This window comes from Plesiocystis pacifica SIR-1 (assembly GCF_000170895.1).
GTDB classification, from domain to species: Bacteria; Myxococcota_A; Polyangia; order Nannocystales; family Nannocystaceae; genus Plesiocystis; species Plesiocystis pacifica.
This window is the reverse complement of sequence record NZ_ABCS01000122.1, coordinates 1-18,476: the sequence shown is the minus strand read 5'-3', so window position 1 is coordinate 18,476 and position 18,476 is coordinate 1. Positions and strand designations below refer to the sequence as shown.

9 protein-coding genes are annotated in these 18,476 nt (G+C 71.7%); 4 read left to right on the top strand and 5 right to left on the bottom strand.

Annotation, left to right across the window (positions count from 1 at the left end; translation table 11 throughout):
* The 5 genes from PPSIR1_RS36135 to PPSIR1_RS36115 all read right to left on the bottom strand — a co-directional run bounded on the left by PPSIR1_RS36135 (position 1) and on the right by PPSIR1_RS36115 (position 9,858).
* Positions 1 to 1,698, bottom strand: a complete 1,698-nt coding sequence (locus PPSIR1_RS36135; protein ID WP_157596349.1) for an NAD(P)/FAD-dependent oxidoreductase — start codon at positions 1,696 to 1,698, stop codon at positions 1 to 3.
* A 130-nt stretch (positions 1,699 to 1,828) separates the two neighbouring features.
* A complete protein-coding gene (locus PPSIR1_RS36130; protein WP_006976224.1) occupies positions 1,829 to 2,815 on the bottom strand; it encodes a fatty acid desaturase family protein in 987 nt (328 codons plus the stop codon).
* Positions 2,808 to 7,082, bottom strand: a complete 4,275-nt coding sequence (locus PPSIR1_RS44815; protein ID WP_006976223.1) for a thioester reductase domain-containing protein — start codon at positions 7,080 to 7,082, stop codon at positions 2,808 to 2,810. The genes PPSIR1_RS36130 and PPSIR1_RS44815 overlap by 8 nt, the downstream gene beginning before the upstream one ends.
* Before the next feature lie 15 nt (positions 7,083 to 7,097).
* Entirely contained in the window at positions 7,098 to 8,267 is a 1,170-nt protein-coding gene (locus PPSIR1_RS36120; RefSeq protein ID WP_157596348.1) for a sulfotransferase family protein, read from the bottom strand.
* Between the two features lie 565 nt (positions 8,268 to 8,832).
* A complete protein-coding gene (locus PPSIR1_RS36115) occupies positions 8,833 to 9,858 on the bottom strand; it encodes a glucokinase (protein ID WP_045117445.1) in 1,026 nt (341 codons plus the stop codon).
* Positions 9,859 to 9,979: 121 nt separating this feature from the next.
* Between PPSIR1_RS36115 and PPSIR1_RS36110 the strand changes: the two genes are divergently transcribed.
* From PPSIR1_RS36110 to malQ, 4 genes are read left to right on the top strand one after another with little or no spacing between them, the layout of a single operon-like run.
* The gene (locus PPSIR1_RS36110) at positions 9,980 to 12,427 is read left to right on the top strand and encodes a glycogen/starch/alpha-glucan phosphorylase (RefSeq protein WP_045117444.1); all 2,448 of its coding nucleotides are present in this window, start codon (positions 9,980 to 9,982) and stop codon (positions 12,425 to 12,427) included.
* Positions 12,424 to 14,667 carry a 1,4-alpha-glucan branching protein GlgB gene (glgB, locus tag PPSIR1_RS36105; RefSeq protein ID WP_006976218.1) on the top strand — a complete coding sequence of 748 codons (2,244 nt, stop codon included), beginning with the start codon at positions 12,424 to 12,426 and terminating at the stop codon, positions 14,665 to 14,667. Before PPSIR1_RS36110 ends, glgB begins: the two co-directional genes overlap by 4 nt.
* Positions 14,667 to 16,682: a glycogen debranching protein GlgX gene (gene glgX / locus PPSIR1_RS36100; protein ID WP_006976217.1), complete on the top strand. Its 2,016-nt coding sequence runs from the start codon at positions 14,667 to 14,669 to the stop codon at positions 16,680 to 16,682. Before glgB ends, glgX begins: the two co-directional genes overlap by 1 nt.
* Complete coding sequence (gene malQ, locus PPSIR1_RS36095; RefSeq protein ID WP_006976216.1) at positions 16,679 to 18,241, top strand: 4-alpha-glucanotransferase; 1,563 nt, start codon at positions 16,679 to 16,681, stop codon at positions 18,239 to 18,241. The genes glgX and malQ overlap by 4 nt, the downstream gene beginning before the upstream one ends.
* The last annotated feature ends 235 nt before the right edge of the window (positions 18,242 to 18,476 follow it).

The window sequence follows — 18,476 nt, the reverse complement described above, 5'->3', positions numbered from 1 at the left end:
TCAGGTCGGCTGCCAGGCGCCGACCCAGGTGGTCGCGGGGGCCTGCTCGTGCTCCTGCTCGTGCTCGCCGCGGCGCAGCGCCGGGTTGCGGGCGAAGGCGAGGGGCACGAGCTTCGCCAGCGCGAGCTCGCGGGCCAGGTAGCGCGCCTGGCTGGGCAGCTCGCGCCAGCCCCCGAGGCGGATCAGGTTGAGGCGCAGGTGCGCCCGCTTTTGCAGCATCGCGCCGACTTGCGCGCCGACCTCGGACACGGGCCGATCGAAGGCGCGGTTGATCATCCAGTCGAAGTCGAGGGTTCGGTCGAAGTCGGCCTGCTCGACCTCGCCGAGGGTGCGCGCGGTCGAGGCGAACAGGCGCCAGGCGGCGTGGGTGGCCGGGCGGCCCTTGCCGAGCATGCGCCGGAGGATGGTCGCGGCCTCGGGATCGTTGAAGTAGCCCGCGTACCACAGCGGGAGCACGCCGTTGAACCACCCGGACAGGTTCCAGTAGCGGCGCATGCACGCCTGGAAGGGGTCGGACATGGTCTCGTACTGGTCGGCGATGTCGGCTTGACGGACCTCGGCGATCGCGGTCCACAGCCCCTCGAGCTCGGCGATCTGCGCGGCCGTGATGCCAGCCCCGCGGCGCCGCCGGATGATCTCGGCGATCTGCTCGATCTGGATCACGGTCATGCTCAGGCCGGTGCTGTAGAGGGGGTCGACGGAGCGGGCCGCGTCGCCGACGAGGAACCAGCCCTCGTCGGAGTAGACCTGCTCGGCCTCGTAGAGGTAGTTGCGGTAGCTGTTGGTGTCGAGGACCTCGCCGCTGCGCACGAGCTCGGCGATGGCCGGGTGCTCGTCGTCGACGTGGGCGAGGAAGTCGTCCAGGGTCCGGATGCCGTGGTCGACGAGGTCGGGGCGCCAGGTGATGCCCATGCTGAGCACGGCCTCGCCCTGTTCGTCGCGCATGGGGATGGCCCAGATCCAGTTGTTCTCGCCCATGAAGTGGTGGGTCGACTTCCACAGCTCGTACTCGGCCGGGCGCCGCCAGCTCAGCTCGAGCTTGGGCAGCAGGGCCTCGAAGTTCCGGACTCGGAACCAAAACGCGCTGCGCTGGGCCGAGGGCTTGGCGTAACTCGTGACCTTGCGGCCGAGCACGCGGCTGCGGCCGGTCGCGTCGATCACGAAGCGCGCGCGCAGGCTCGCCTCGCCGCCTCCGTCGAGGCTGGCCTCGACGCGGTGCTCGGCGTCTTTGTGGTTGCCTTGGCCTTGGCCTTGGCCCTGGCCGAGCGCGATGTCGCGGGCGCGGCCGTGGACGAAGCGGACCCCGAGCTCGGCGGCGACCCGGCCGAGCTCGAGGTCGAAGGCGGGCCGGTGGAGCTGGCAGGCCGTGTGGTGCAGGGGCGCCATCGGCATGTGCACGGTGTAGCGGCGGTCCTCGGGCTGGCTGGGCGCGAGCTTGTGATAGAAGGTCAGGCCGTTCTTGAGCTCGTGGCGCTGGTCGAGGTAGGGGCCGAGGCCGAGGGCGCGGAAGAACAAGATCGCGGGCTCGACCGTGGACTCCCCGACGACCGGGCGCTTTTCTGCGCCGACGGGCGGGCCGAGCACGGTGACCGAGAGGGAAGGGTCGCTGCGGCGCAGCCAGGCGGCGCTCATCAGCGCGCTGATGCTCGAGCCGAGCACGAGGACGTCGGAGCTCATGGGCGTGGGCGAGGTCGTCATGGCGGTGGTCTCGGTCGGGGGCTTCACCACAGCTCGCGGGAGAGGACGCGGAGCGCTTCGATGCGCTCGCTGTCGACGGGCAGGGGCAGGCCGTCGTCGGCGAGCAGCGGCTTGGAGGGGTGTTCGGAGCTCATGACGGGGTCTCCCGGCGGGTGACGTGGACCAAAGAGCGGAGGATGGAGGTGGAGATGTCCGCGTTGGCGGCGAAGCGGGGCTCTCGCAGGAGCCGGGCGTGCAGATCGGGGAGCCGGTAAAAGGGCACGCTCGGGTACCAGTGGTGCTCGAGGTGGTAGCCAATGTTGCGCGGCAAGATGAGCAGGGCCTCGAAGCGCGTGGGGATGGTCGTGCGCGTGCCCTGATAGGCGGGGTCCTCACTCGACACCGCGCTGTGCTCGGCGATCAGCCGCATGTACTGGATGGTGATGTGCCAGGTGCACAGGGGCAGGACCCACAGCAAGGCGAAGCTCAGCCAGGCGTCGAGCCAGGTCAGCGCCGCGGCGATGGCCGCGTAGTAGCTGACGCGCAGGACCTTGGCCTGGATCGACTCGTTCTTCAGGAAGAACACGCTGAGCAGGCCGCGGAGCACCCAGCGAAGGCCGGTCAGGCCGACGCTGTGGCGCAGCAGCTTGACGGCCAGCTGCGCGCGGGTCTTGGGGTAGGTCCACTCCCTGGTCGGGGCGCCGTCCTCGTCGTGGGTCCGCCACAGCGTGCGGTTGCCGTCGCCCTCGAGGCCGAAGTACTTGTGGTGGTCGCCGTGGAACTTGCGAAAGCCCGCGACCGAGATGAACAGCGGCCACTGCATGAACAGGTTGCCGATGGCGTCGTTCCACGTCTTCGACGGGAGGAAGCGGTAGTGGCTGGCGTCGTGGCCGAGGACCGTGAGCGCGTGCTGGCGCGCGCCGATGAACACGATCGCGACGGCGTAGACGGCCGGGTGGGCGAGCCACAGGGCGGCCGCGACGGCGACCGCGATGGCGAGCCACTCGACGGCCAGGGCGCTCAGGGCTCGGCGAGGCTCGAGCTGCGAGAGGGCCCGGACGTCCGCGGCCGGCAATCGATCGGGGACGCCGCCGACCGTGTCGTGGGGGTGCGCGTGGGCCTGATCCGGATCAGACATGGCCGGGCTCCCGGGTCTGGGCAGGCAGCGCGCTGACAAAGCCGACGCGGCGGAAGTACTGCAGGTAGGTGTCGAGCAGGGCGCCGTCGAGGACCGGGCAGCGGATGTCGCTGTCCTCGAGGGCGTCGAGGGCCCGCTGGCAGTCAAAGGGCGGCTGGCGCAGCTTCCAGCTCTGGTCCCGGGCCTTGAAGTAGGCCAGGTAGGGCTTCATCGCCGGGTCCGCTGCGGCGCTCCCGAGCTCGGTGAGCCAGCGCGCGTAGTCGGTCAGCTCGAGGGGGTAGCCGATCTCGGCCATCGCCGCGTAGAGGTCGAGCCAGCGCGTGGGCCGGGGGTTGTTGAGGTGGAAGACCTCGCCCAGGGTGTCGGGCTTGCTGGCGATGTGCACGATGGCCTGGGCCACGTAGTCGACCGGGGCCGCGTCGAGGTGGCCGTCGTTGGTCGGAGTGATCGCCGTGCCCGTCTCCGCGAAGGACTTGAGCAGCGCGGCGACCATGTCGGGCTGCCAGGCGCCGGTCTGCGTGCTCCCGCTGACCACGCCCGGGCGGAACACCCGGACCGGCAGGCCCCGCGAGCGCGCTTGCTGGACCAGGCGCTCGGCGGTCCACTTGCTGCGCCCGTAGCCGTTGCGGAAGCCCTCGGCGCGGTCGGGCTCGTCGCCCTCGAGCACCCGCGCCTCGCCGCGCTGGGCCTTGGTGTCGAAGATGCCGATGGTCGAGATCAGGTTGAAGGGGACGCGGCCGCCGCGAACGGCGAGCCGGATCATCTCCTGGGTGCCGCCGACGTTGACGGCCTCGAGGCGCTCGTAGGGCTGGACGAAGTCGACCAGGGCGCCGCCGTGGAAGATCACGTCGACGTCCTCGGCGAGGGCGTCGAAGCGGACCGGGCCCAGGCCCAGGCGCGGCTTGGACAGGTCGCCGAGGACCACCTCGACGCGGGCCGCGAAGGGCCGCTCGAGCCCCTCTCGCCACAGCCCGTAGGCCTCGAGGTTGCGGCGCAGTCGCTCCCGGCCGGCCTCGAGGGAGCGGGCTCGGACCAGGCACACGAGCTCGTCGTCGGTGGCGCGCAGGAGCTCGGCGAGCAGGTGCCCGCACAAAAAGCCCGTCGCGCCCGTGACCAGGACCTTGCGCGGGCCCGAGGGCTCGTCGTCAGCGAAGATCGACTCGTCGAGGAGGATCTCCGGCGCGGCCTCGACCGCAGGGCTCGAGCCTGCCTCCGCGTCCCCGCGCAGCGCCGCGATGGCCCGGGCGAGGGCGCGGATGTTGGGCTGCTCGAACAGCAGCGTCGGCGACAGGCTCAGGCCCGCCGAGCGCTCGAGGTCGCCGGCGATCTGCACGGCCTGGACCGAGTCGAGGCCGAACAAGACCAGGGGCTGATCGATGTCGACGCGGGCCGGGTCCATGGTCAGGGCCGCGGCGACGAGCTGGACCAGCTCCTCGCGCAAGGACAGCTCGAGGGCCGCGGGGCTGTCCGCGTCCGCGCCTGCGCTGGCTTCGGCGTCGCGCTGGGCGAGGGCCTCGTCGAGCTCGCGGACGAAGGCGGCGTAGCCCGGGGAGGCCCCGAGGGTCTGAGAAAAGCCGTTGTCCTTGGTCAGCAGGCGCAGGAAGGCGCGCTTGCGCAGGTCGAGGTTGCCGAGCAGGGCTCCCGGTTGGGGGAGGGCGGCGAGGGCCTCGAAGCGGTCCTGCAGGAAGGTCCACACGCCCTCGAGGCCGGCCAGGCCGCTGGCGTCCCGGGCCGATTGCTCGAGGAACCACTTCGACCACTGCTCGCGCTCGGCGGCGCTGAGCGACAAGCGGGCGAGGTGGGCCGCGTCGGTGACCACGTGCTGGCGCTCCTCCCGGGCGTGGGCGGCGTGGGCGGAGATCCACGCCGGCTGCACGCTGGGATCGGCGGCCATCGCCCCGTGCAGGTAGATCGAATACTCCTCGAAGTAGACGAAGTGCAGCCAGTTGACGAAGTGGTAGACGCCGGCGTTGGGGTAGCGGTCGAGGCTGTCCTCGTGCCACCAGGCCGTGCGGAAGGAGGCCGTCAGGTGCCGGTCGAGGTCCGCGGCCAGCTCGGGGCGCTGGGCCTTGAGGGCGTCGGCGTAGCGCCGGAACAGCTGGACGTGCTTGACCTCCTCGTCGTCGAAGAGCTCGGCGCTGCGCGAGCGAGGCAGGCGACCGGCGCTCCGCTCTCGACGCAGGAAGGCGAGGATGCGCTGCTCGAGGGCCACGAACTCCTCGCAGATCGCGATCGCCAGGGCCCACTGGAAGGTGTCGACGAGGCCGTCCACCTGGGCCATGGCCTCGAGGTCGATGCTGCCCTGGGCGAGGACCTCGGGGGTGAAGTAGATCCCCAGCTCGTCCACGCGGCCCCACAGCACGTCGTCCTCGAGCTCGAAGCGGTAGTGGGTGTTGCGGGCCTCGAGCTTGCGAAAGTAGTCGTTGGGGGCGTCGTAGAGCGCGCTGCTGGGCTCTTCGCTAGCCGTCGAGTCCTCCCCTTCGGCGGCCTCGAGGGCATCGTCGTAGGTCCCCGCGAGCAGGCGATCGCGGACCAGGGTGCGCTGCAGCTTCCCGCTCGAGGTCTTGGGCACGGTGCGCGGGGGCACGAGCGCGAGGCGGGCGAGGTTGAGGCCGTGCTCGGTCGAGGCGGCCAGGCGGATGGCCTGCTCGAGCTGCTCGCGGGTGGCCGCGTCGAGCTTGCGCTTGCGGACCTCGACGACCAGCCCGGCCTGCTCGTGGCCGTCGACCTCCAGGCCCACGGCGACGACCCCTCCGGGCCGGATCGCCGCGTGGCAGGTCGCCACGGAGGCCTCGATGTCCTGGGGGTAGATGTTGCGGCCGCGCACGACGATGAGCTCCTTGCGGCGCCCGGTCACGTAGACCTGGCCGTGGTGTACGAAGCCCAGATCGCCGGTGCGCAGGAAGGGCCCCTCGCCGGAGGCCAGCTCGGCGGCGAAGGTCTCCGCGCTGAGCTCGGGCTTGCGCCAGTAGCCGGCGGCGACGCTCGGCCCCCCGACCCACAGCTCACCGATGCCGCCGGGCTCCGCGGCCTCGCGGGTCTCGGGGTCGACGACGCGCACCTCGTGGTCCGGGACCACGCCGCCGCAGCTGACGACCTGGGCGCTGCCGAGGGTGCCCGGGGCCGCGAGCTCGGCCCGGTCGCGCTCGATGGCCTCGGCGCGCAGGTCGAGGGTGTCCGCGCCCTGGCCCAGCCACGCGCCCGAGACGATCAGGGTGTTCTCAGCCAGGCCGTAGCAGGGGAACAGCGCCGCGCGGTCAAAGCCCCAGGGGGCGAAGCGCTCGGCGAAGCGCTCGAGGGTCTCGGGCCGGATCGGCTCGGCGCCGCAAAAGGCCACGCGCCACGAGGAGAGGTCGAGGCCCTCCATCTCCTCGTCGCGGATCCGTCGCACGCACAGCTCGAAGGCGAAGTTGGGCCCGCCGCTGATCGTCGCGCGGTAGCGGGAGATGGCCTCGAGCCAGCGCACCGGCTGCTTGATGAAGGTCAGCGGGGACATGGTCGTGGTCCACACGCCGAGGTAGAGGGTCTGGAGCACCTTCCCCATCAAGCCCATGTCGTGGTAGGTCGGCAGCCAGCTGACGCCGCTCTCGATCTTCGAGCCCCGCGCGATGGCGTCGAGGGTCCCGAAGGCCGAGGCGATGGCGCGCTCGTTGGCGATCAGGTTGGCGTGGGTGACCACGACGCCCTTGGGCGTGCCCGTGGAGCCCGAGGTGTACTGCAGCAGGGCGGGCAAGCTGGCCCGGGCGCGCAGGCCCACGAGCGCAGCGCCCCCGGCCTCGACGGCGCCGTCGGTGGCGAGCCAGCGCGCGCTGGCGAAGGCCGGCGCGGGCTGGGTGAAGGGCTGGAGCAGGCCCGAGATCATCTTCGTGGTCAGCACCAAGCTGGGCTCGGCGTCGGTCGCGATGGCGAGCAGGCGCGGGAGCGTGGTCTCGAGCTGGGCGGGGCTCGGCGGGTACACGGGCACCGCGGTGACGCCGGCGTAGAGGCAGGCCACGAAGGCCTCGATAAACTCGAGGCCCGGGGCGTAGATCAGCAGGGCGCGGGCGCCCTCGTCGGCCTGGGGCCCGAGCTGCTCGAGCATCGCGCTGGCGATCACGCGGGCGTTGGCGTCGAGCTGGCCGTAGCTGAGGCTCGAGCTGTCGTCGCCGCGCCCGTCGGCGAGGTGGCGGAAGGCGAGGCTCTCGGGCATCTCGCTCGCCCAGCGGGTCACGACCTCGGCGAGGGAGGCGGCCGAGGCCATCGGATCGTTCATGGGGTGGGTCAGCATGGTGGTGTCCTCGGTTCAGGCGGCGGTCGAGAGGTGGGCAGAAAAGCGCTCGCTGTAGGCGGCGAAGCGCGCTCGGGTGGCGCTCGCGTCGAGGCCGAACATGTCCAGGGAGTAGCGGTGGCGGCCGGTGAGCGCGCGGCTGCCCTCGAGCCAGGCGCCCATGGCCAGGGTCGCCTCGGCGCTCAGCGGGCGCTCGATGTGCCCGTAGATCTTCGCCATCGCGTCGAGGGGCGCGCCGACCAGCTCGCGGTAGTCGAGGTCGAGGATCCGCGCCTCGTCGCGCGCCGAGAGCCCGGCCCGCGTCGCGATCATCCGGTCCATCGCGGTCTCGAGCATGTCGCTGGCGTAGGCGCCGATCGCCTCGGGGCTGCGGGCCGTCGCGCCGCCCTCTTGGAGCGCCCGACACAAGCTGCAAAAAGAGGGCAGGACCTCGGAGATGTCGCGGTGCAGGTGGATCACCCGGGCGTCCGGGAAGGTGTCGAGCAAGGTGCCGAGCTGCCAGATGTGGCAGGGGTCCTTGAGCACCAGGGGCTGACCGGGGCGCTGCGACAAGATCGCCTGGAGCTGGAGCCGGAAGTAGGCGTAGTCCGGCGCCGCGTCGCGCTGGTTGAGCCACTGCACGTAGCTGGGGATGAAGTAGGAGAAGCCCAGGACCATGGTCGAGAAGCTGTTGCGCAGCAGCCAGCTGCACTCGTCGGGCCAGGTCGGGCGCAGCGGGTGGATCTGCTCGAGGCGCGGGGACAGCTGGTAGCCGGCTTTGACCAGCTGCTCGGTGGTCGCGATGACCTGCTCCTTCCAGTCGGCCGGGGCGTCCTCGGGGGCGAAGGGCTCCCGCATCTCCCACAGCCGGATGGCCCGGCTGGCCGGGTCGCTGGCCAGGAGGTTGTGGAGCATGGTCGTGCCCGTGCGCGGGAAGCCGAGCACGAACACCGGGGCCTCGATGGGCCGCTCGGCGATCGCGGGCTCGCGCGCGAGCAGGCGCGCGAGCTTGCGGCGCTTGGTCAGCGAGGCCATGACGCGGGTGACCGTGGCCCACACGCCCATGGGCTCGAGCTGGGCCTCGCCTCGCAGCGCGTCCAAAAATACGGATAGGGGCTCGTGGAAATCGTCACTGCCAAAGTCGGCGTCGGGGACTTGGGCAGCGGCGGCGCGCAACAGGGCGTCTTTATCGAGGGGATCGGTCATGGTCATTTGCTCGCGCGAATGAGTAGCGGAACATGAGTGGCTCCGCGCCCATACGAGGTTCAGGTTGAAGCTTGGCCGCGAGGTGGGGCGACGCTGGAGTCAGCGATCGCCGCTCGGGGTGCGTCAGCGATCGTATTTCATTTACCCTGGCTTGGGTGCCATGCGATTCAGGTGCGTACCCAGACCAAAGGGAGTGGGCTCGAATGTGAATCGCTATCCGATTTAGTGGTGGTTTTGAAATGGGTACTTGCGCAGGGGCTGTCGGGCAATGTGCAGACATGATTTCGATACCCGGAGTGATTGGAAAGGGTCTCGAAGGGGCGCAACGTGCCAGGGCCAGCCGCGCAGGGGCGCGCGCCACGGTCAGGCGCGAACCGACCTCATGGCTGGGTCGTCGGGGGAGGTGTGTGCTCGACGCTCCTGACGAAGGCTCCCGATGGGGCTCATCGGGGTTGTCACGATCGCCGCGGATCTGGACGACGCCTCGCGCAGACAGTCGAGGTGACCGTCGAGGTGACAGTCGAGGTGACCGTCGAGTTTCCGGGATCAGCGCAGGTGTAGCCTGCTAGTGCGAGCCGGCATAGCGCGCCGCGCCGATCAACCCCGCGTGGGGCTCGAGCACGGCGAGGATGGGCATGCGGCGCAAGATGCCCTCCATCCGGCCCTTGGCGAAGAAGCCGGACAAGAAGGCGGGGCCGCGGAGGATCTCGAGGTTGGCCAGGGTCACGCCGCCGCCGAGGTAGACCCCGCCGCAGGCCATGTACTTGAGGGCCAGGTTGCCCGCCTCGCGGCCGTAGAAGTTGGCGAACAGCTCCATGGCCTCGACGGCCAGGGCGTCGCTCTTGGTGTGGGCGGCCTGGGACACGGCGCGGGGGAGGTCTCCGTGACCGTCGACGGCGGCCTCGAGCTCCGTGTCCGCGGGCGCCTCGGCGCCGCGGTGCTCGAGCAGGAAGCGGTAGAGGTTGGCGATGCCCATGCCCGAGGCGACGCGCTCCCAGCTGACGTGGCCGTGGCGAGCGCTGAGGTACTCGTAGAGCGCGAACTCGAGGGCGTTGGTCGGGGCGAAGTCGGCGTGCCCGCCCTCGTTGGCGACGGGCAGGTGGTCGTGGCCGCCCCAGCACAGGCCGGCCTCGCCCAGGCCCGTGCCCGCCGCGATCACGCAGCGGTTGTTGGAGTGCTGGCGCGTGTCTTCGGTGCGCGCGACCCCGGGGTAGAGGACCTCGAGCTGGCCGCCGCCGGGATCGTGGTCGAGGGCGCCGATCGACCAGGCGACGGCCTCGAGATCGTTTAGCAGGCGCACGTGCTGCGAGCCGCCGGCGATGAGGGTGCGGGCGTCGACGTACCAGGGCAGGTTGGTCGTCTGGCAGCGCTGCTCGACGATCGGTCCGGCGACCGCGAACGCGGCGTGCTCCGGGCCGAGCATGTGCCCGGTCTCGGTCCGCCAGCCCTCGACGATGGCGTCGAGGCCCGTGGCGCTCGCGCTCGCGTAGCGCCGCAGCGCGCTGAGCTGCACGGCGCGCGTGCTGGGGTTGACCTCGGCCAGAGCCAATGCCGTCTTCGTGCCACCGATGTCGCCGACGAGCGCGCGCATGTTGGCGGGCACCATAACAGGCCCGGGCGAACTTTCCGGTTCCGGACAGGGAATCATTCCGTAGCTAGCTCACTCTGCACAGCCACCCTTTTCGTGTAGCGTCGCGTGTTCGGAGGCCGCCTTGACCACGCCCACGACCAAGACTGACGTTGCAACCTTGCTCGACCGCGTGGAGCGCGAGAGCGGCCGCGCTCCGGACCAGACTTCGCTCGAGGTCTGGATGCGAACGACGGCGCACGCTTGCCGTGCAGAGCTGGCCCAGCGCCTCAACCACACCATGCGTACGGACCGCCAGCGCGGTGCGAAGCGCGTGCACTATCTGAGCATGGAGTTCCTCATGGGCCGGGCGCTGACCAACGCGCTGGCGGCCCTGGAGCTCGACGGCAGCTTCCGCGAGGCGGCGGAGCGCGCCGGCGTGGACCCGGGCGAGGTGCTCGAGCGCGAGCCCGACGCGGCCCTCGGAAACGGCGGCCTCGGGCGGCTGGCTGCTTGTTTCCTCGACTCCCTGGCGACCCTCGGCGTGCCCAGCTTTGGCTACGGGCTGCGCTACGCCTACGGGATGTTCGACCAGCGGATCCGCGGCGGGCAGCAGCTCGAGGAGCCCTGCGACTGGCTGCGCGACGGCAACCCCTGGGAGCTGCACCGGCCCGAGCTGCGCTTTGGGGTCGGCTTTGGCGGTCACGTCGAGACCTACACCGACGACGAGGGGGGCGAGCGTCGGCGCTGGCGCCCGGCACAGATCGTGCGCGCGACGGCCTACGACTTCATCGTCCCCGGCCACGGGACCGAGCGCGTCGCCGTGCTCCGCCAGTGGCAGGCCTCGCCGGACCAGCCCATCGACTTCGCCGCGTTCAGCCGCGGGGACTACCAGGCCGCGGGCGCGGCCAAGCTCGCCGCCGAGACCCTCAACTGGGTGCTCTACCCCGACGACTCCACCGACGCGGGCCGGCGCCTGCGCCTGCGCCAGGAGTTCTTCCTGGTCAGCGCCTCGCTCCAGGATCTCATCGCCCGCCACCTCGAGGACAACACCGGGCTCAGCTCCCTGGCCGAGCGCGCGGCGATCCACCTCAACGACACCCACCCGGCCCTGGCCGTGCCCGAGCTGCTGCGCCTGCTCATCGACGTGCACCACCTGAGCTGGGACGCGGCCCTGGCCCAGTGCCGCGCGGCGCTGAGCTACACCAACCACACCCTGCTGCCCGAGGCCCTCGAGACCTGGCCCGTGGCCATGCTCGAGGAGCTGCTGCCCCGGCACCTCGAGCTCATCTACGAGCTCAACGCCCGCTGGCTCGACCACGTGCGCCGGCACTTCCCCGGGGACGAGGAGCTCGTCGCCCGGACCTCGCTGGTGGACGAGGGCGGCCAGCGGCGGGTCCGCATGGCGCCCCTGTCGATCATCGCGTCCAAGCGGGTCAACGGCGTGTCCAAGCTGCACTCGCAGCTGATGGTCGAGACGATCTTCGCCGACTACGCCAAGATCGTGCCGACGCGCTTTTGCAACGTGACCAACGGCGTGACCCCGCGGCGCTGGCTGGCCCAGGCCAACCCGGCGCTCGCGGCCCTGCTCGACGCGCGCCTGGGCGGGGCCGGCTCGGGCGAGCCCGACTGGCGCACCCACCTCGACCGCCTCGCCGAGCTCGAGCCCCTGGCCGAGGACCCCGAGTTTCGCCGGGAGCTGCTCGCCGCCAAGCTCCACAACAAGGCCCTGCTGGCCAAGCTGATCCGCCGCAACCTCGGCCTGCCCATCGACCCCAGCAGCCTGTTCGACGTCCAGATCAAGCGCATCCACGAGTACAAGCGCCAGCTGCTCAACCTGCTCCACGTGGTCGCGCGCTACCAGGCGATCTGCGACGAGCCCGAGAAGAGCTGGGTCCCGCGCACGGTGATCTTCGCCGGCAAGGCGGCCTCGGCCTACGTCACCGCCAAGCAGATCATCCGGCTGATCCACGACGTCGCCCGGGTGGTCAACGGCGACCCGCGGGTCCACGGGCGCCTGCGCCTGGTGTTCCTGCCCAACTACGGCGTGTCCCTGGCCGAGCGCTTGTTCCCCGCGGCCGACCTGTCCGAGCAGATCTCGACGGCGGGCAAGGAGGCCTCGGGCACGGGCAACATGAAGTTCGCCCTCAACGGCGCGCTGACCATCGGGACCTGGGACGGGGCCAACATCGAGATGGCCGAGGCCGTCGGCCGGGAGCACTTTTTCATCTTTGGCCTCGACGCCGAGGGCGTGCGCGCGACCCGGGCCGCCGGCTACGCGCCGCGCGAGCACTACGAGCAGAGCCCGACCCTGCGCCGGGTGCTCGACGCCATCGCCGAGGGGGTGTTCTCGCCGGGCGAGCCCGAGCGCTACCGCGGCCTGGTCGGCCAGCTGCTCGAGCGCGACACCTACCTGTTGCTGGCCGACTTCGCCGACTACCTCGCCGCCCAGGCCAAGGCCGACGCGCTGTTCGAGCGCCCCGACGACTGGGCCCGGGTGGCGGCGTTGAACATCGCGGGCATGGGCAGCTTCTCCTCGGATCGGACCATCCGCGACTACGTCGAGACCATCTGGGAGCTGCCGGGCGAATGAGCCTCGACGCCGCCGAGGCCCGGGCCCTCGCCCACGCCGAGCACGGCGACCCCTTCGCCCTGCTCGGGCCCCACGAGGGCGAGCGCGCGGGGCAGGCGGGGGTCTGGATCCGCGGCCTCGCGCCCGGGGCCCTCGGGCTGACGGTCGTCGACGTCGAGGGGGAGGCGCTCGCCGAGGCCGAGCCCGTCCACGTCGAGGGCGGCGTGTTCGAGGCCTTCGTCCCCGGCCAGACCCGCGCGCAGCTGCTGGCCGCGGGTTACCGCCTGGCGCTGACCTACCCCCACGATCACCGCGAGCGCGTCGAGGACCCCTACCGCTTCGGCTCGGACCTGGGCGAGCTCGATCGCCACCTGCTCGGCGAGGGCACGCACCTGCGCCCGTGGACCGTGCTCGGGGCGCACCCGCGGACCCTCGAGGGCGTCGCGGGCGTGCGCTTTTGCGTGTGGGCGCCCAACGCCGCGAGCGTGGCGGTGATCGGCGACTTCAACACCTGGGACGCGCGCCGCCACCCCATGCGCGCGCACCCGGGGCTCGGCGCGTGGGAGCTGTTCATCCCGGGCGTCGAGGCGGGCGCGCGCTACAAGTTCGAGCTGCGCCTGGGCGACGGCTCGCGGGCGCAAAAGGCCGACCCCTACGCGTTCGCGGCGGAGCTGCGGCCGGCGACGGCGAGCGTCGTCGCGGCCCTGGGCGCGCCCCGGAGGCTTCCGAAGGCTCGCGCCGAGGCCAACCACCGCCGGGCGCCGATGGCCATCTACGAGGTCCACCTCGGGTCCTGGCGCCGGTCCAGCGAGGGCGAGGGCTTCCTCGACTGGGACGCCCTCGCCGAGCAGCTCCCGGCCTACGCCGCGGAGCTCGGCTTCACGCACCTCGAGCTCATGCCCATCGCCGAGCACCCCTTCGACGGCTCGTGGGGCTACCAGGTCACCGGCATGTTCGCGCCCACGCGCCGCCACGGCGACGGGGAGGGCTTCGCCCGCTTCGTCGCGGCCTGCCAGGACGCCGGCCTGGGCTTGATCCTCGACTGGGTCCCGGCCCACTTCCCGACCGACGCCCACGGCCTGGCGCGCTTCGACGGCACCGCGTTCTACGAGTACGCCGACCCCAAAGAGGGCTTCCACCGCGACTGGAACACGCTCATCTACAACTTTGGGCGCACCGAGGTCCGCAATTTTTTGGTCGGCAGCGCGCTCTACTGGCTCGAGCGCTGGGGCCTCGACGGCCTGCGCGTGGACGCGGTCGCGTCGATGCTCTACCGCGACTACTCCCGGGAGCCGGGGGAGTGGATCCCCAACGCCGAGGGCGGCCGGGAGAACCTCGAGGCGATCGCCTTCTTGCGCCGGCTCAACGAGGTCGTGGGCGCCCACGCGCCCGGGGCCGTGACCCTGGCCGAGGAGTCGACGGCCTGGCCGGGGGTGTCCAGGCCGACGGACGCGGGCGGGCTGGGCTTCCACTACAAGTGGAACATGGGCTGGATGCACGACAGCCTGGCCTACATGGCCAAGGACCCGGTGCACCGCTCGCACCACCACGACCAGCTGACCTTCAGCCTGGTCTACGCCTTCGACGAGAACTTCGTGCTGCCCCTGAGCCACGACGAGGTCGTGCACGGCAAGGGCTCGCTGATCGCCAAGATGCCCGGCGATCGCTGGCGGCGCTTTGCGAACCTGCGGGCCTACTACGCCTTCATGTGGACCCACCCCGGCAAGAAATTGCTGTTCATGGGCTGCGAGTTCGCCCAGGAGCGGGAGTGGAACCACGACGTGGAGCTCGACTGGTGGCTGCTCGATCCGGCGCGCTGCGAGGGGCACGGGGAGCACCGCGGGGTGCAGGCGTTGATCCGCGACCTCAACGGGGTCTACCGCGGCGAGGCGGCGCTGCACGCCCGGGACTGCGAGCCCGAGGGCTTCGAGTGGATCGCCGCCGACGAGCGCGAGACCTCGGTGATCGCCTTTGTCCGGCGCAGCGGCCCGGCCGAGGACCCGGCCTCGCGCTGCGTGCTGGTGGTCTGCAACTTCACCCCGGTGCCGCGCCACGGCTACCGCCTGGGCCTGCCCGAGGACGCCGCCGCGCGCCCGCGCTGGCGCGAGCGCTTGAACACCGACTCGGCCTTTTATGGCGGCGGCGACGTGGGCAACGGCGGCCTCGAGCTGCGCGTCGAAGACCGCGGCGCCCACGGTCGGGCGCGGTCGATCGCGCTGACCCTTCCGCCCCTGGCGACCCTCATCCTCGAGCCCGCCTGATGTCGACCCTCGAAGCTGGCTCGCCCGCGCCCCTGGGCGCCCACCTGTGCGCAAAGGGCCTGCAGGTCGCCGTGGTCTCCGAGGCAGCTTCGACGATCGAGCTGTGCCTGGTCGAGGGCGACGGCGCCGAGACCCGGCGCGCGCTCGGGCGGACCCTCGACGTGTTTCATGGCCTGCTCCCGCTGGCTCCGGGCGAGGGGGAGGGCCTCGTCTACGGCCTGCGCGTCGACGGGGGCCCGCTGCTCCTCGACCCCTACGCCCGCGAGATCGTCCCCCACCCGACCTTGCCCGATCGCTACCTCGGCCGCGTGGCGAGCCCGCTACCCGTCCCGGAAGCTCGCCCGGCGCCCCCGGCCACGCCCGCGAGCGAGACCGTGCTCTACGAGGTCCACGTCCGCGGCTTCAGCCAGCAAAACCCGGCGGTGCCCGAGGCCCTGCGCGGGACCTTCGCGGGCCTGGCCCACCCCAGCAGCCTCGCCCACTTCGCCAGCCTCGGGGTCACGGCGCTGTCTTTGCTGCCCGTGCACTTTTGCCTGTCCGAGCCGCACCTGCGCCCCCTGGGCCTGCGCAACTACTGGGGCTACAGCACCCTCGGCTACTTCGCCGCGGATCCGCGGCTGTCGGCGACCCCCGAGGACCCCGCGGCGACCCGGGCCGAGTTCCGAGCCATGGTCGACGCGCTGCACGGGGCGGGCATCGAGGTGATCCTCGACGCGGTCTACAACCACACCGCCGAGGGCGGCGAGGGGGGGCCGAGCCTGAGCCTGCGCGGCCTCGACGAGGACCTCTACTACCGCCGCGTGCCGAGCTCGAAGGGCCTGCGCTACCTCGACTGGACCGGCTGCGGCAACACCCTCGACACCAGCCACCCCCGGGTCGTGCAGCTGGTCCTCGACTCCATGCGCTACTGGGTCGGCGAGATGGGCGTGGACGGCTTTCGCTTTGACCTGGCGCCCGTGCTCGGTCGGGGGCCGGTGTTCCCCGGGGTCGACGACGCCGACGGGCGCTTTGATCCGCGCGCGGCCTTGTTGGTCGCGATGGGCCAGGACCCCGTGCTCGCCCGGGCCAAGCTCATCGCCGAGCCCTGGGACGTGGGCCCGGGCGGCTACCAGGTGGGCGCCTTCCCGGGGCGCTTTTTGGAGTGGAACGACCGCTTCCGCGACGGCGTGCGCCGCTACTGGCTGACCCGCGACGTCGACCGCGGCGAGTTCGCCCGGCGCTTGGCGGGCTCGAGCGACCGCTTTCACCACGGCCTGCGCTCGCCCAGCGCGAGCGTGAACTTCGTGACCGCCCACGACGGCTTCACCCTCGCCGACCTCGTGGCCCACGCGCGCAAGCACAACCTCGCCAACGGCGAGGACAACCGCGACGGCCACGACCACAACTACTCGATCAACTGCGGCGTCGAGGGGGACACGGACGACCCGGCGATCCTCGCCCGGCGCGAGCGCTCGAGCCGGGCCCTGCTCGCGACCGTGCTCGTGGCTCAGGGGACGCCCATGCTCTTGGCCGGCGACGAGCTCGGCAACGGCCAGGGCGGCAACAACAACGCCTACTGCCAGGACAACCCCATCGGCTGGTTGGACTGGGCGCAGGGCGATCGCCACGGCCCGCTGATCGCCGCGCTGCTCCGGCTGCGGCGCGAGCACCCCTTCCTGGGCGTGGACGCGTGGCTGGGGCCCTTGCCCGGCGGGGGCGAGGCCGTGCCCGTGGCGTGGCGTCGGCCCGACGGCGAGGCGATGACCCGCGAGGACTGGCACGATCCTGGCGACGGGGCGCTGATCGTCCGCCTCGGCGTGGGCGAGCGGGCGCTGGTGTTCGCCTTCAACCCTGGCCCCGAGCCCCGGACCTTCGTGCTGCCGCGGGGTCAGTGGGCCGTCGTGCTCAACACCGCCGACGCGTCCTTCGAGGGCGCGGCGCAGCGGCCGTGCCCTTGCCCCGACCCCCTGCCCGTGCCGGCCGAGTCCCTGACCGTGGCCACGGCCTTCGTCCCTTCGACTCCGGAGTCCCCATGAGCTTCCCGCGCGAGAGCGGCGTCCTCCTGCACCCCACCAGCTTGCCCGGCCCCCACGGCATCGGCGACCTCGGGCCGAGCGCCCGCCACTTCGTCGACTGGCTCGTGTCCGCGGGCCAGCGCCTGTGGCAGGTGCTCCCGCTCAACCCCATCGGCCCGGGGAACTCGCCCTACGCGAGCGTCTCGGCCTTCGCGGGCAGCCCGCTGCTCGTGGCCCTCGAGCCCTTGGTGGAGGCCGGCGATCTCGAGCCGATCGCGGCCGAGGAGCTCGCTCAGTTCCACGGCCGGGCCGTCGACTTCGGTCGGGTCATCCCCTGGCGCATGGCCAAGCTGCGCGCGGCGGCGGCCCGCTTCTTCGCCCGCCCCGAGGACGACCCGCGGCGCGTCGCGTTCGCGGCCTACGTCGCCGCCGAGGCCGACTGGCTCGACGACTACGCCCTGTTCATGGCCCTCGACGAGCACCTGCAGGCGGCCTCGGGGGAGGACTTCTTGCCCTGGTCGCGGTGGCCCGCGGAGCTGGCCCGGCGCGAGCCCGAGGCCCTCGCGGCCGCGCGGGTCGAGCACGCCGAGGCCGTCGCGTTTTGGGGCTTCGTGCAGTTTTGCTTCGACAGCCAGTGGGCGCAGCTGCGCGCCTACGCCAACGAGCGCGGCGTCGCCCTGGTCGGGGACTTGCCGATCTTCGTGGCCTGGCACGGGGCGGACTGCTGGAGCCGCCCGGAGCTCTACCGCCTCGGCCACGGCGAGGCCGGGCTCGAGCCCGCGGTCGTGGCTGGGGTGCCGCCGGACTTCTTCTCCGAGACGGGCCAGCGCTGGGGCAACCCGCTCTACGACTGGGAGGCCATGGCGGCCGACGGCTACCGGTGGTGGATCGCCCGCATGCGTCGCCAGCTGGCCCTGGCCGATCGCGTGCGCATCGATCACTTCCGCGGCTTCTCGGCCTACTGGGAGATCCCCGCCGACTGCCCCACGGCGATGGAGGGCGAGTGGGTCCCCGGGCCGGGGGCGGCGCTGTTCCAGGCCTTCGTCGACGCCTTCGGGGACGCGCTGCCGGTGATCGCCGAGGACCTCGGGGTGATCACCGAGGAGGTCGAGGCGCTGCGCGATCAGTTCGCGCTGCCGGGCATGAAGATCCTCCAGTTCGCCTTCGCGGGGGCCAACGAGGCTGGCGTCGAGGCGTCGGCGGGTCACGCCTTCTTGCCCCATACTTACGGGTCGAACTGCGTGGTTTATACGGGGACCCACGACAACGACACGGTGCGCGGGTGGGCCGAGTCGGCGCCGGAGGCCGAGCGGGATTTTGCTCGGCGCTACTTTGGTTGCAGCGACGCGGAGCTGCCCTGGGCGATGACTCGCGCGGCGCTCGGCTCTGTCGCCAATACGGCGATCATCCCCTTCCAGGACGTGCTCGGGCTGGATGGAAGCCATCGGATGAACGTTCCGGGGCAGACGGAGTGTTGGACGTGGCGCTTTGACTGGGACATGGTCGGGGCGGAGCCGGCTCGCTTCATGCGGGATCTGTGCGCGGTCTATGGGCGGCTCGTGGTGGACACGGGTTCCTAGTACCGCGTGTCCGAAGTCCGTGCCGGGTTTGGAGCGGCACTGGAACCCAAATGGCTGTGTCGCCGCTCCTAGCAGTCGCCCACCCCGGCCACGCCGGGACCCATGATCCAGGAAAGCGTCGTCCACGGACTCAGCTGGCGTTGAACCCGTGGGCGGCTGCCTTTCTCGGTAGTGGGGTCCACCACAGCGTCGTCGCGGCTCCTTGCCCTCGGGTCCCAGCTCCACCCCAAACCCG

What these genes read in the sequence shown, in the direction of transcription:
- PPSIR1_RS36130 (WP_006976224.1), bottom strand. Translation starts at nt 2,815, where the DNA reads ATGTCTGATCCGGATCAGGCCCACGCGCACCCCCACGACACGGTCGGC.
- PPSIR1_RS36115 (WP_045117445.1), bottom strand. Translation starts at nt 9,858, where the DNA reads ATGCGCGCGCTCGTCGGCGACATCGGTGGCACGAAGACGGCATTGGCT.
- glgX (WP_006976217.1), top strand. Translation starts at nt 14,667, where the DNA reads ATGTCGACCCTCGAAGCTGGCTCGCCCGCGCCCCTGGGCGCCCACCTG.
- PPSIR1_RS36120 (WP_157596348.1), bottom strand. Translation starts at nt 8,267, where the DNA reads ATGACCGATCCCCTCGATAAAGACGCCCTGTTGCGCGCCGCCGCTGCC.
- glgB (WP_006976218.1), top strand. Translation starts at nt 12,424, where the DNA reads ATGAGCCTCGACGCCGCCGAGGCCCGGGCCCTCGCCCACGCCGAGCAC.
- PPSIR1_RS44815 (WP_006976223.1), bottom strand. Translation starts at nt 7,082, where the DNA reads ATGCTGACCCACCCCATGAACGATCCGATGGCCTCGGCCGCCTCCCTC.
- malQ (WP_006976216.1), top strand. Translation starts at nt 16,679, where the DNA reads ATGAGCTTCCCGCGCGAGAGCGGCGTCCTCCTGCACCCCACCAGCTTG.
- PPSIR1_RS36135 (WP_157596349.1), bottom strand. Translation starts at nt 1,698, where the DNA reads ATGACGACCTCGCCCACGCCCATGAGCTCCGACGTCCTCGTGCTCGGC.